Source organism: Cellvibrio sp. ATLC23 (assembly GCF_057196725.1).
Genome location: NZ_JBXUOS010000008.1, coordinates 131,780 through 145,846, shown reverse-complemented (window position 1 = coordinate 145,846; position 14,067 = coordinate 131,780). Strand labels below are relative to the sequence as shown.

At 50.3% G+C, this 14,067-nt stretch carries 12 protein-coding genes; 9 read left to right on the top strand and 3 right to left on the bottom strand.

Annotated elements, in window-relative coordinates; all coding sequences use genetic code 11:
• The first annotated feature begins 14 nt into the window (after nt 1-14).
• The 8 genes from AC2CG4_RS13925 to AC2CG4_RS13890 all read left to right on the top strand — a co-directional run bounded on the left by AC2CG4_RS13925 (nt 15) and on the right by AC2CG4_RS13890 (nt 10,681).
• Nucleotides 15-3,485: a YceI family protein gene (locus AC2CG4_RS13925; RefSeq protein WP_484486842.1), complete on the top strand. Its 3,471-nt coding sequence runs from the start codon at nt 15-17 to the stop codon at nt 3,483-3,485.
• A gap of 1 nt (nt 3,486) precedes the next feature.
• Complete coding sequence (locus AC2CG4_RS13920; RefSeq protein ID WP_484486841.1) at nt 3,487-4,905, top strand: DUF1501 domain-containing protein; 1,419 nt, start codon at nt 3,487-3,489, stop codon at nt 4,903-4,905.
• A 158-nt stretch (nt 4,906-5,063) separates the two neighbouring features.
• Nucleotides 5,064-5,399, top strand: a complete 336-nt coding sequence (locus AC2CG4_RS13915) for a metalloregulator ArsR/SmtB family transcription factor (RefSeq protein WP_484486840.1) — start codon at nt 5,064-5,066, stop codon at nt 5,397-5,399.
• 33 nt (nt 5,400-5,432) lie between these two features.
• Nucleotides 5,433-6,443, top strand: a complete 1,011-nt coding sequence (locus AC2CG4_RS13910; protein ID WP_484486839.1) for an ArsJ-associated glyceraldehyde-3-phosphate dehydrogenase — start codon at nt 5,433-5,435, stop codon at nt 6,441-6,443.
• A 115-nt stretch (nt 6,444-6,558) separates the two neighbouring features.
• Nucleotides 6,559-7,698: an acyltransferase family protein gene (locus AC2CG4_RS13905; protein ID WP_484486838.1), complete on the top strand. Its 1,140-nt coding sequence runs from the start codon at nt 6,559-6,561 to the stop codon at nt 7,696-7,698.
• Nucleotides 7,695-8,939 carry an organoarsenical effux MFS transporter ArsJ gene (gene arsJ / locus AC2CG4_RS13900; RefSeq protein WP_484486837.1) on the top strand — a complete coding sequence of 415 codons (1,245 nt, stop codon included), beginning with the start codon at nt 7,695-7,697 and terminating at the stop codon, nt 8,937-8,939. Before AC2CG4_RS13905 ends, arsJ begins: the two co-directional genes overlap by 4 nt.
• Before the next feature lie 2 nt (nt 8,940-8,941).
• Nucleotides 8,942-9,397: an ion channel gene (locus AC2CG4_RS13895; RefSeq protein ID WP_484486836.1), complete on the top strand. Its 456-nt coding sequence runs from the start codon at nt 8,942-8,944 to the stop codon at nt 9,395-9,397.
• A gap of 18 nt (nt 9,398-9,415) precedes the next feature.
• A complete protein-coding gene (locus tag AC2CG4_RS13890) occupies nt 9,416-10,681 on the top strand; it encodes a hypothetical protein (RefSeq protein WP_484486835.1) in 1,266 nt (421 codons plus the stop codon).
• Here the strand turns inward: AC2CG4_RS13890 and AC2CG4_RS13885 are convergent, their stop codons facing one another.
• From AC2CG4_RS13885 to AC2CG4_RS13875, 3 genes are all read right to left on the bottom strand, one after another.
• Nucleotides 10,682-11,353 carry an RES family NAD+ phosphorylase gene (locus AC2CG4_RS13885; RefSeq protein WP_484486834.1) on the bottom strand — a complete coding sequence of 224 codons (672 nt, stop codon included), beginning with the start codon at nt 11,351-11,353 and terminating at the stop codon, nt 10,682-10,684.
• On the bottom strand, nt 11,353-11,763 hold the full coding sequence (locus AC2CG4_RS13880; RefSeq protein WP_484486833.1) for an MbcA/ParS/Xre antitoxin family protein: 411 nt from the start codon (nt 11,761-11,763) through the stop codon (nt 11,353-11,355). Before AC2CG4_RS13880 ends, AC2CG4_RS13885 begins: the two co-directional genes overlap by 1 nt.
• Nucleotides 11,764-11,949: 186 nt before the next feature.
• On the bottom strand, nt 11,950-13,455 hold the full coding sequence (locus tag AC2CG4_RS13875; RefSeq protein WP_484486832.1) for a methyl-accepting chemotaxis protein: 1,506 nt from the start codon (nt 13,453-13,455) through the stop codon (nt 11,950-11,952).
• A 174-nt stretch (nt 13,456-13,629) separates the two neighbouring features.
• Between AC2CG4_RS13875 and AC2CG4_RS13870 the strand changes: the two genes are divergently transcribed.
• Entirely contained in the window at nt 13,630-14,010 is a 381-nt protein-coding gene (locus AC2CG4_RS13870; RefSeq protein ID WP_484486831.1) for a hypothetical protein, read from the top strand.
• The last annotated feature ends 57 nt before the right edge of the window (nt 14,011-14,067 follow it).

Here is a 14,067-nt window from a genome sequence, read left to right as displayed (position 1 = left end):
AGAGAAAAAACATCATGAAAACATTTCTGAAAATCGCACTGCTAACGACAGGATTGCTGATGACCGGTGCATCGGCCTACAGCCAGACTTTAGGCAGCGCGAGCTGGCTTGTTGATACCAGTAAATCATCACTGCATTTTGTTTCGATCAAAAATACCAGCGTGGCGGAGAATTTCACTTTCAGCCAACTACAAGGCACAGTGGCGAGCAATGGTACCGCCACTTTGACGATTCCTTTAACCAGCGTGCTGACCGGCATCGACCTGCGCAATACCCGTATGCAAAACCTGCTGTTTGAAACCAGCATGCTGCCCAATTTACATTTCACTACCCAGCTGAATTTAACCGCCATTGATGCACTAGCAGTGGGCAGTGTGAGCACTCAAACTTTCAACGGCAATTTGACTCTGCACGGTGTTACCCAGGCGATCACCTTTGATGCCACCCTGCTCAAACTCAGCGCCACCAGCATCACCCTTACACCGCGCAAACCGATTTTAATCAACAGCGCCGATTTCGACCTCAATGCCGGTATTGAAGCGCTGCGTTCCGTAGCCGGGGCGATCAATATTGCCGAGCGAGTGCCGGTCTATTTCAAAATGTCGCTGACCAAAAGTAATCCGACTAATGTACCTGCCATCGTCCTAACCGCCCCGCCGGTAGCACCACAAAGTCTTAAAGGCACCATCAGCCAGGTCACCGGATTGGCGAGCTTGACCTGGGCCGATGTAAATGCCAACGAGACTGGATTTATCGTGCGCCGCAAAGGCAGCGATGCGCGCTGGATCAGCTTGACTAAAACCGCACCCAATACAGTGACCTATGACGATAGCTTGGCAGCTATTCCCGGTGCCTATGAATACAAAGTTATCAGCCTGATCGATAGCATTCCCTCGGCACCGACCACCGCTGTCGCGTTGACTTACACCAAAGCGAGCAGTGCATCCAGTACCAATTCAGTAATCAACAGTTCAGTTGCTAAAAGTTCCAGCAGTGCCAAAAGCTCTACCGCCGTACAGCCAGGCAATGCCGCCACCGGCGCAACCCTGTTTGCAGCCCAGTGTGCAGGGTGTCACGCTGGCGGGGCACTGTTTAGCAATATTCCCGCACGTGTCAGCAACAATACGCTGATATCAAAAATTGACCTGACCATGCCGCAGGGTAACCCAGCTAACTGTGTCGGCCAGTGTGCAGCAGATGTAGCGGCTTATGTAGCAAATCAGTTTGGCGCCAAAAGCTCCAGCTCGGTGGCCAAAAGTTCTAGCAGTGCCGCCAGTTCTACCCCGGTGGCATCGGTAGACTGTTCCAACATGCAAACCTTGATGCAAAGCGCGGAACTGAATTGCACCAACTCCTCCTGCCATGCTGCCAGCCCCAGTCAGGCCGCCAAGTTTGCGCTGACCGGTACACTGGAAGAAATTGCGCATCGTTTGGGCAATGTGAATTCAGTTAACAGTAAATGTGGTGGCGAGAAAGTTATCGACCTGAACAACCCGAGCAACTCGCTGTTGCTTAAATTAGTCGACCCTAATTCCGGTACGCAATGCGCACAAAAAATGCCGTTTGGCACTAGTACTGGCGTCTCACCAGCGCACTTCCAATGCTTCCAAAAATGGGTGGGCGACATAGCCGCGGCCGCCGATATTCCCGAGCCACCAGCGACCAAACCCTTTGAGCCGACACGGCCTTTTAACGCGCTCAATAAAGTGAAATTGCTGCTGCACGGCGGCGCAGTCACCGGCGCTGAATTGAATAAAGTGAGCCCCGCTGGCACCAGCCTTGATCAGACTGCGCTGAAAAAACAGATTACTGATTGGATGGCGACACCCGAATTTGAAGTGAAATTCAAATCGTTTTTGCAGCTCGCTTTGCAGCAAAAGAATGTCAATCCAGACACCCAATGGCGCAACCAGTTTGATGTGCTCAACAACGCCAAAGTGATGGATGGAGTGAAACTGATCTCCACCCTGGAAGAGAGTTTTGTGCGCACAGCCTACAAAATCTTCACCAGCAATAAAGATTTCCGCACCGTTGCCACTACCCGCGAGTGGGAGGTGACCACCGCCATCCTGACTGCGTTAAGTTATGCAGATTATGAGGCGCGTTTCCCTTTTGGAACCGATCTCAGATCCTTTGCTAATTTATGTGGCGACAACGACGGTGGCGGCGTGGATGAAACCGCTATTTGTAGCGGTATCGATGACTACAGTGACTGGCGTACCGTGCGTTTGGTACAGGGCACCAGTCGCGCTGCTTTCTCCGATACGCAAGGTATGGTGAGCGGTTTAAGAGCCATCCCGGCGGGTGGCAGCTATAGCTTATACGCACCTCGCGTGGGCTTTTTTACTACACCCGCCTTTTTCCAAAGCTGGGAAAGCAATACCGGCAATAGCTTCCGCGTAACGGCAAACCAAACCATGATTGCCGGCTTGGGTTTAACCTTTGAAGCGGGTGACATCACGCCGTCTGGCGACCAAAGTGCAATCGATAACGCTCACGCCGGTCCAAACAACGCGGAATGTTATGCCTGCCACCGCATGATGGATCCGATGCGTCAGGTGTTTAAAAATTCGTATCACGTGTTCCGCAGCCGCGCGCTGACCACACCCACCAAAGTTACCGCCGCCTTTGCGTTTCACGGCAGCAGCGCCCCGCTGAATTCGCTCGACGATTTGGGCAAGGCCATCTTTAACCACCCTAACTTTGCCAATGCCTGGGTCGGCAAGATGTGTAACTGGGCCAACTCGGCACCATGCGATAGCAACAGCGCGGAATATTTGCGCTTGGTTGAGGTGTTCAAGAACAGTGGCTACAAGCTCAAAACCCTTGCCGTTGAACTGTTTGCCTCGCCAATGATTACCGGTGTGAGTTATACCGATGCGTTTGCAGAGGCTGGCCCCTCGGTTGTTATCAATCGCACCAACCATTTCTGCGCCAGTATTAAAGCGCGCCTTGATCAAGTGCGCGCCTCCCAAGGGCTGCCGCCATCAACTACCACCAATGTGTGCAATCTCTCGGGCACTGCACGTGCAAAAGCGGGTCTGTTGCCAGAGGATGAATTCTCACGCGGGAGTATAGATTTAATTCAATCGGTCAATATCGACCCATTCCTCACCATGGGCTACCGCCAACTGTGTGAAACGGCGGGCAACTCGCTGGTGTCGTTCAACGCCGGGGCGACCGGCACCAACTACGAGAAAATATTCAACGCCAGCAACCCCACGCGCAGCTTGGATGAGATGACTACCTACATTATGGGCATTCCACCGGAGTCGGCCGAATGGAGTACAACCCGCGCCGCGCTCAAGAAAATGTACGACATACAAATGCACCAAACCAATTGCACCACCGCCGGCCTCGATATCATTACAGCAAACCAAACCACCATTCAGTGTGGCATGAAGGCCGCCAATGCTGTGGTTGCGCTCAAAGAAGTCTGGACATTCGCCTGCTCGGCGCCCTCTGTTATGGCTATGGGGTTTTAACATGAAAACAACTAACAGCATCAGTAGACGCAACTTTCTACGCGGCAGCAGCGCCGTTGCCCTGTGCCTGCGCGCAGCGGCAACTGGCCTGCCGGTGAGCTTTTTAATGAGCGGGGCTATGCCTACTTACGCCGTAGGTACCGCAGGCAAATCCTTGATTCTGGCGATGTCGGATGATGGCGAAGCCATCAATAGTTATGCAGGCGGCACCTACTCAAGCGATAGCAACGACCCGCGTTTTGCCATAGGTCGCCCGAGCACCGCGCAATTGGGTACGGGTGTACTGGGGCAGGTCAATGGCAACAATGTCACCGCTAGCGATTTCAGCAACTCCGCACAAATTAAAATGGGTAACACCCAAGTGACGGCGGCTAAGTTTTTCTCTTACCTGCCACAGGATTTGCTCGACCACCTGGCAATGTTCCACTTGCGCACGGCGGCCAACGGGCATCCGGAAGGCACCCGCGTACACACAGTCAACAGTGTATTAGTCAGCAAAACCGGGCGCGGCACTGAAGAAATCCAATCGGCGTTAATGCAGGAAATCCTCTTGCAAGACCCGGCGATGCCCAGTGTGCTCAGCACTCCCATGGTGTTAAACAGCGGCGGGGGCTTGGGCACACTGACATCGGAAAATGTGGCAATCACCCGCTATTCGCCGCTCGATGTCAAAAACCTGTTTGTCGGCACACAGCCTGCCGCAACCGTCGACAACATGGCGAAGCTCTATGCCAACACCATCGACACCATCTATAAAAATGTAAAAACCAATGGCACCGCCGCACAACTGCGCTATTTGGATGCACACGCCTCGTCCCGCAGCCAGGCCACGACGCTCGGCAACCAACTGGGAGGTTTGTTGACCGAGGTCACCGGATCAAGTTTTGGCGATCAAATCAAAGCCGCCGTTGCCATGGCCAAGGTCAATCTCGCACCGGTGATTGTGGTGCGCTACGCCTACTCAGGCGACAACCACAACGATGATGATCTCAGTCAAGAAACGCGCCTCACCATCGCCCAGCTAAACAATCTGGTGACCTATTGGAATTTGGTTAAAGCCGAGGGTTTGCAAAACAGTATTAACTTCGCCACTTACGATATTTTTGGCCGCACTTTGGGGCGCAATGCCACCGGCGGGCGCGACCATCACAACAGCTCCTGCGTGAATATGATGATCGGCGCCAATATCAAACCCGGAGTGATCGGCGGCCTAGAGGCCTGGAGCAATTCCGGCCATCGCCTAATGCGCGCGACCGGCATCAACTCCACCACGGGTTTATCGGCCAGTGCCGACATCGCCGGTAGCGAAACCCTCACCGCCTACGCCCGCACCCTGATGGCCTCAGTAGGTATTCCGGAATCCCGTATCAACTTCCGCATCCCCGCCGGTAAAACTGTGAAGGGCGCACTGCTCAGCTAGTCATCCATGCGCCAGAGTCATCACTCTGGCGCATTCCCTCCCTCTGTTAAGCCTCATCCACACACGCCACTTAATGAGCAGGCTTGCTCTTCTGCAAAAATAAACATACACTTTTTAATATATACGTTTATTCATATGTTATTAAAAAGATGTAGCCCATGAATCCAGCCGAGTTAAGCAAAACCCTCGCCGACGAAACCCGCGCCCGCATTGCGCTGTTAGTGGCGCGCGAAAAAGAGCTGTGTGTGTGTGAACTCACCTGCGCGCTCGATGAAATCCAACCGAAAATTTCCCGCCATTTGGCACTGCTACGCGAAAGCGGTCTGCTTGCCGATCGCCGCCAGGGGCAGTGGGTGTATTACCGTTTGCATCCTGAGCTGCCAACCTGGGTATCCGAAATTTTACACACCATGCTCAATGCCAATAGCGATTGGCTGGCAGAGAATTGTCAACGCTTGTGCGCTATGGCCGATCGGCCAGTCCGCTGCTGTTGATCCAAACCATTCAACATTCACTGAGAGTTAACCATGAAAAAAATCAAAATTGGTATTAATGGTTTTGGTCGCATTGGCCGTTTAGCACTGCGCGCCAGCTGGCACTGGCCGGAATTTGAATTTGTACAGATTAATGACCCAGCAGGTGATGCCGCTACTTTTGCGCATCTGCTGAAATTTGATTCAGTGCAAGGCCAGTGGGCGCCGGAAACCAGCGCAGATGAAAATGCCATTATTATTGATGGCAAAAAAATTGCCTTTAGCCGCAATAAAAGTATTGGCGAAACCGATTGGAGCAACTGCGATTTGGTGATTGAAGCCAGCGGCAAAATGCGCGAGGTGAAATTACTGCAAGCCTATTTGGATCAGGGCGTAAAACGTGTGGTGGTGAGTGCGCCGGTAAAAGAGCCGAGTGTATTAAATGTGGTGATGGGTGTGAATCAGCATTTATTTGATCCAGCGAGCCATCGCATAGTCACCGCCGCTTCTTGCACCACCAACTGCCTCGCGCCCGTAGTAAAAGTGATTCATGAACAGCTCGGCATCAAACACGGCGCCATCACCACTATTCACGATTTAACCAATACCCAATCAATACTGGATCAGCCGCATAAAGATCTGCGCCGCGCGCGCGCATCCCATTCCAATTTAATTCCTACCAGTACCGGATCGGCTACCGCCATCGCTGAAATTTTTCCCGAGTTGCGCGGCAAATTAAATGGCCATGCGGTGCGGGTACCGCTGGCGACCGGTTCGCTGACTGACTGCGTGTTTGAAGTGGAGCGCGCCACCAGTGTGGATGAAGTAAATGCATTGTTAAAAACTGCGAGCGAAACCTACTTAAAAGATATTCTCGGTTATGAAACGCGTCCGCTAGTATCGAGCGATTTTTGTGGCAACCCGCTGTCATCGATTGTGGATGCGCTATCGACCATGGTGGTAAACAATTCATTGGTAAAAATTTACGCTTGGTACGACAACGAGTGGGGTTATGCCAATCGCACCGTCGAACTGGTAAAATTTGTTGGTTTGCACACATTCTAAGGTTTCACACCGCCGGCAATCGAGGCGCTATTGACGGCGGTTGAGTCTTGTTAGAGGTCAGTCCAACCATAATTTATGGGTGGGTAACTATAATAATCACAGAGAATAATAAACTATGAAAATTTGGAAGGAACTCTCGGATACATTGCGCATAACGAGCTTATTGGCAATTTTACTTATAGTAGCAATCCACTATCACAGCCAGCCGTTTATGGGCACTTACACTGGCAACTATTTAGCTCAAGAATTCATACACAATATTATTGGCCGCGCTGCAGTGCCAATTTTTTCACTCATGTCAGGTTTTCTGTTTTTTCAAGGGTCAACATTTACTTTATCAATATTAGCAACCAAGTTAAAAAATCGCGTTGTAACTATTCTATTGCCGACACTGTTCATCAGCTTGTTAATTTGGTTTTACGATCAATATCCAACTTTAATATTAGCCAATCAACCCTACCTAGGCAGCTGGAAACAATTTTTTGTGGTGTGGTGGCTTTATCCCAATGGCAGCCAATTCTGGTTTGTTAGAGATCTGATGATATTGTTTTTTTTAACGCCTTATATTTATTTATTAATCCAGCGATTTTCAACATTAGTGCCAGCTATTTTGTTGTTTTTCTGGTTAATGGACTGGCAGATTTTTCCCATTTGGGAGAGCCGTTATTTTCTTAACAATGATACGCTGACTTTTTTTGTTATTGGTGCCTGGTTTTCACTGCGTGGAAATGAAGATAGCCTTAAATTATTATTAAACCCCAACCGAAATACTATTTTCCAGCTATTAATAATCTATAGCTTACTAACAGCTGCGCGCATCTACCTCGAGCCATCAATGAGCCTCTGGTACCAAACTATTTACCATTGGTATTCCTTGCCAATACAAAAAGCAGTCATTCTTATTGGTATGTATTTGTTAATAATCTGTGCACAAGGATTTTGTCGCTCTCGTTTAAAAATTGGACTTCTACGCTTATCTGGATATTCATTTTTTATTTTCCTGACGCATGACTACCCCTTAAAAAATATTCTTTGGGAATGGCTTTATCAACAAGGTATCAGCTTAGTCTGGATTTTTTATCTACGTTTAGGAATGGCTCTGTGTCTACTATTTTTGGCAGCAGCTGTATTAGAAATTACATTTCCCCAATTTTTTTCTTGGCTCAGCGGCGGAAGAAACAAACAGCGCCAAACATCGGAAGATGACCAGCTCCGCGAAGTTTTAAACAGCAACCAATCCATTGAACTCAGATGAAAATTTTAACCACACCTAGAGTCCGTCAATACGCCATAGTCACCGGCAATTATTGGGCGTTTACACTCACCGACGGCGCGCTGCGCATGTTGGTGGTGTTGCACTTTCATCAGCTGGGTTACAGCCCGCTGCAAATTGCTGCGCTGTTTTTGTTTTATGAAATTTTTGGCATTGTCACCAATTTGTTTGGCGGTTATTTGGGTGCGCGTATTGGTTTGAATCGCACCATGAATATCGGCTTGGCACTGCAAGTAGCTGCGCTTGCACTACTCGCGGTGCCCAGCCACTGGCTCAGTGTGCCGCTGGTGATGGGCGCGCAGGCGCTGTCGGGCATCGCCAAAGATTTAAATAAAATGAGTGCCAAAAGTGCGATTAAATTATTGGTGCCGGGCGACCAGCATGGCACACTATTTAAATGGATCGCGCTGCTCACCGGCTCAAAAAATGCCTTAAAAGGCGTGGGATTTTTTCTCGGTGGTGCATTACTCGCGCTATTAAGTTTTAAGGGCGCGGTGTTGGCCATGGCCGCTGCGCTGGCATTGGTATGGCTTGCCAGTGTAATCACACTCAAACACGATTTAGGCAAGGCGAAAAACAAACCCAAATTTAAGGAATTATTTTCCAAAAGCCGCGCGATAAATATTTTATCTGCCGCGCGGCTATTTTTATTTGGCGCGCGGGATATTTGGTTTGTAATCGCGCTGCCGGTTTTTTTAAGCAGCCAACTCGGCTGGAGTTTTTGGTGGGTGGGCGGTTTTCTCGCCAGCTGGGTGATAGGTTATGGTTTGGTGCAATCTATCGCGCCGCTAATTCTGCGCAGCAAAACTCAGGCGGCACCTACCGGTAAGGCAGCACTTTTGTGGGCCGTTATATTAACGCTGGTCACAGCGGGTTTGGCCTTGGCGCTCAGCACCAACTTATCTGTCGCGCTGGTATTAATCACCGGTTTGATTTTGTTCGGCATCGCCTTTGCTATCAACTCCTCGCTGCACTCCTATTTAATTGTCAGTTACGCCAAAGGCAATGGTGTATCGCTCGATGTGGGTTTTTATTATATGGCCAATGCCTGCGGGCGCTTGGTAGGAACCCTATTATCCGGCTATCTTTATCAGCAGGGCGGTTTATCACTGTGCCTCTGGGGTAGCGTTATTTTTCTGCTGCTGGTGGCGATTATCTCGATTGGCTTGCCTGGCTCTAACACTCCAACGCACAGTCTCACAAACAAACAACAGGCAGATTAAGAATGCTGATTTCTCTACTGATTAATTTTGTGGTGGTCGCAGTCTGTGTGTTGATTCATTTTGAAGCCATCAACATTCTCAGTAATACATTATTTAAATCCAAAACCACACCGCGCATTAGTATTTTATTCAGTTTGTTCGCCTGCTTTTTTGCACATTTGTTAGAAGTATTAATTTTCGCTTTGGCCTACTACGCCTATATGCAATTCGGTGACTTCGGCCAACTTATGGGTGGTGACATTGAAGGGCATGGTTTGTTTGGTACACCCAGTCGCGGTTTTATCGACTGTATTTATTTTTCATTAACCTGTTATACCTCACTCGGTTTTGGCGATTTAGTACCCACCGGTTGGCTGCGCTTTTTGGCGGGCGTGGAGGCATTGACTGGATTGCTATTAATCGCCTGGACGGCATCGTTTATGTATTTGGAAATGCAAAAACATTGGCGAGTTAAATAATTTCCATAGGTATTCACTGTGAACAAATGTGAAATTGATTGCAGCTCTGCCGCCGAGGAATTGAATCGCGGCTGCTATTGCAAAACTCTGGAGCGCGACCAGTTGCTCGCGCGTTTGCAAGCCCAACCCCTGCCAGCAGAAGTTTTACACAATCATCAGCAATTATTTTCCCACACCGCTGTATTTATCTCGCCCGCACAGTGGCAACAGTTGCAGCAATTGGTGGAGGCAGTAACACGGGTTACTGAATTGCCAGCCTATCGCACGAGAGTATTCAATAATGCTCCCGCTATCGCCCAAAAGCCCAGTTTACATGCTGGTGTATTTATGGGTTTTGATTTTCATTTAAGCGATCTCGGCCCGCAAATTATTGAAATTAATACCAACGCCGGCGGTGGATTTTTAAATGCGGTGCTGCTCAGCGCGCAAACTGCCTGTTGCAATGCAAGCGGAAGTTTTCCCGCACTGTTGCAACCGCAAATAGAAAGTGAATTTATCGCCATGTTTTTGCGCGAATGGCAATTGGCGCGCGGCGATCAACCGCTGCGGACTATTGCAATAGTGGATGAAGATCCAACCAGACAATTTCTTTATCCGGAATTTTTATTGGCGCAATCACTCTTTGAACGAGCAGGCATTAAAACGCTGATTGTCGATCCGCGCGAACTGGAATTAAATTCAGAAGAGTTATTTTATCAGGATCAAGTTATCGATTTGGTATACAACCGTTTAACCGATTTTTCGCTGGCGCAACCCATCAACCAAACCTTGCGCAGCGCTTATGAACTGGATGCGGTAGTGCTTACACCTAATCCATTCCATCACGCACTTTACGCCGATAAACGCAATCTGGTTGTATTAAGTGATGCACAACAACTCAGCGACTTGGGTGCAAACACTGAGGATATTAAAACACTGCTGGCGGGAATACCGCGCACACAATTAGTCACAGCTGAACGCGCCGATGAATTATGGCACGCGCGCAAACAATTATTTTTTAAACCCGCCACCGGCTACGGCAGCAAAGCCGCCTATCGCGGCGACAAAATTACCAAACGCGTGTGGGATGAAATCCTGCAGGGCGATTACATCGCGCAACAACAAGTACCACCCAGCGAACGCGGCATTTTAGTCGATGATGAAAAACAGCAATTAAAAATGGATATCCGCGCCTATGTCTACGCTGGAAAAATCCAGCTACTCGCGGCGCGTTTATACCAAGGCCAAACCACCAACTTCCGCACGCAAGGTGGTGGATTTGCACCGGTGTTTGTGGCGGGGTAATTACTGCACTTCCGCCACCGCCAACACATGCGTTATCGAATTCCCATCCCAATAAAACTGGTAATGCCCCGCTTGGATAGCCGGTGGGGTTAAGGCTTTTGGGCGCAGTGCGGCTATGCATTCGCCGCCCAGATGACGCACTGAGTTATACAAAATGCCCATTTCGTTTTGCGCTTTTAGTTGCCGGCCTATGGCTTGGGCGTGGATGAAACTAGCGGGATTGTGGGCTTCTGCGTCGGCGCGAACGTCTACTAATGTTGAGTGCACTTCGCAGGTATAGCAGCGCATGGTGAGCATCTGTGGCGACTCATTGGTCGCTTGTAAAAATCGAGTGCGGCTGAAGCGGGATTCGGCCAGCGCGGTTTCCAAACTCAATCCAGCGTAATAAATGCCGAAGCGGCCATCGGTAAAACGGCTGGCGATTCCGGTGTGGGTGAAGGCGGCCATGATGGCTGTAGTGCCCGGCCCGGTTACACGATCTTCCGGCGCGACCAGAGTGATATTGCCCGCTTGGTCTTGCAAGCGATCATTGGTCAGGCTTTCGAGCGCATACGCTGCGTCCAGTTCGCTGGGGTCGAGCAGGTTTTCAAAGAGTGAGATCGGCGGGAAATGGCTGGGGATCAGGCGGTAGCTGTTGCTGTGAACTTCCCTGTATTGGATTGCGGCGGTCATCAAACATAAACCTCACCGCGCCAGCCATCTACATAGCGGCGTACATCCACCAAGTCCACCACGCGCCCGGCCAACATGCGCTCCAAAGCAGAGGCGCCGCCAAAGTCGCGATTGGGTTTGCGCACCCAGGTTTTCCACTGCGCGGGATCAGCAAACAACAGTTGTACACCCTTATAGATTCCGGCGAGGTAAGACAATCGCTCCAGTGTGTCTTTGCCCAGTTTGATAGGCTCACCGGATGCTAGTTTTTGTCGCCAATTGTGCAGAGTGGTGCGAGTTCCTAACCCGGCGAGGGTGCAGCGCTGTTCATCGGTCAGGCTCCATTCTTCGGCGATACCAAAAAACAATTTCACCGCAACACGGCTCATTTGGGCTTCATTAACGGCGGGCAGGGGCTGCGCTGTTTTCATTTTTTTGCTCCAGTTCAAACACACTTCCTTTTAAGGATATGTTCAAAAGTGAACATAGGCAAATAATTATTACTTGATATGAACAGATTTAATACAAAATGAACGGCAAAAACCCCATCACCAGTCGCTGCACGAGCCACTGGTGATAAGGGAAGTTTTTAACTTGGGGGAAAAAAAGACGGGCGATTAACTTGCCAATTTGAAGAACGACATCAGCTGTTGCAGGTGGTGTGATTGGTCATTGGTCTGTTCTGCCGTTGCCGCCAGCTCTTCGGCGGCGGCGGCGTTTTGTTGGGTGGCGCTGTTGATTTGGCTCATGGCGACATTGACTTCGGACAAACCACCGGATTGCTCCACTGAGCTGGCTGAAATTTCCTGTACCAAGTCTGAGGTTTTGGTGATGGCGGGCACCATGTCATCCAATAGCTGACCGGCGCGTTCAACCAGTTGTACGTTGCTGTTGGTGAGCGCATCGATTTCCTGTGCGGCTACGCGGCTGCGCTCTGCGAGTTTGCGCACTTCGCTGGCCACTACCGCAAAACCGCGCCCATGTTCGCCCGCGCGCCCGGCTTCAATTGCTGCGTTGAGCGCGAGCAAATTAGTCTGGTAGGCAATGTCGTCGATAATAGCGACTTTTTCGGCCACCAAGCGCATGGCATCTACCGTTTTTGTCACTGTCTCGCCGCCTTCTTTGGCTTGCTGCGCCGCTTTTGCCGCTATGCCATCGGTGATTTTGGCGTTGTCAGAATTCTGCGCGACCGAGCCGGAAATTTGCTCTAGCGTGGCCGATATTTGCTCCACACTACTAGCTTGCTCGGTGGTGGATTGGCTCAGGCTTTGGGTGGTGGCAGATACCTGCGCAGAGGCACTGGAAAGAGCATCCGAGGTTTGCAATATATCGGTCACGGTTTGCGATAAGCGCTCCATCGATTCATTCATTGCATTCAATAGCTCGCCGAATTCATCTTTGCGCATATCGTTGTTGCGAAAAGTAAGATTGCCCTCGGCCAATTGACGCACTGCATGCACCACCGTTTGTAGCGGCGCAGTAATGCTGCGAAACAAGGCAACCGACAATACCACCGCTAACAACACACCAATCAAAGCGGTGATCACCATCGCCAGCGAGGTACTGCGGAAATTTGCCACCGCCGACTCGTGTTTATCAGCGAGAATTTGCTCCAACCGGTCCTGCATTAAATCCAGTTCATTGCGCATCGCTTCAAAATCTTCCGCCGCTTTGCCGGTACTCAATTGCAATGCTGCCGCCTGATCCCCCTGTTTAACCAAGGCAATAACCTGATCGGTAGATGCCTCCCAGGTATCGCGCAAACCGGTGTAGTTATGCATCAACTCACTCAGCTTGTCGTCGGACATAAGGCCGAAAAACTTATCGACCCTATCGCGTGCTTGCTGTTTGTTTTCTGCATGATCTGCCAGCAGTGACTCAAATTTTTCACTGGCAGAATCCGTTGCGATCAGCGTGCGCTCGGCCACCAATGCTTGTTGTAAATCCCGGTCTGACGAATAGAGCGTGCTGGTGCCAGGTATAAAGTTGCTCAAAATTAACTTAGTGGTTGAGTGCTCCGCCTGAAATGCCTGCGCAACAAAAATCAGCAGCGCCACAAACGTTAATGTCACCAGCGCAAAACCGCCACCCAAGCGTTTGGAAACCGAGATATTGACTAACATAAGGATTACTCCGTTCCTACTAGAAATTGAAGATTACTGAACAACAACCACAATGATGTGAGCTTAACCCTAGCCCCAAAATAAGGCAGATGCCAGTTTGCCCGGGAAGATTAAGGCTAGGCAGCGGCCAGTGAGTTGAGTATGCTCTGCTCATCTTTATCGGCGCCGAACCCCATGCTTACACGCTCCCATCAATTTGCCTTTGTCGCTCTCGCCTTCTGGTTGCTCAGCAGCTGGGCGGGCGCTCATGGGCATTTGTGTTTTGATGGCCAAGAGCCGCCAGTGTCGGTGCAGATGAGTGTGATGAATGGGCACCTTGAGCACCATGCCGATGAGCTGCATCAGGATGTCGATGTGGATTTGGTGCAATCGATACTGGCGCAATCCAGTGCCAAGCTAAGCAAAATCGATTGGGCGCTGGGGCTAATCGCGGCCTTGTCGCTGGTGCTGCTAATCCTGCCTCGCGCTGTTTTTATCTGCGCCTATCGCGCTTTTTACCCTCCTATTTCCCTCCATTGGCGGCCTTTACTGCGCGCGCCGCCGGTTTCTGCCTGAGCTTTTAACCTACAACTCGTCCGTCACTCCCGCTCGCGGGAGTCCAGCTCTGATTGA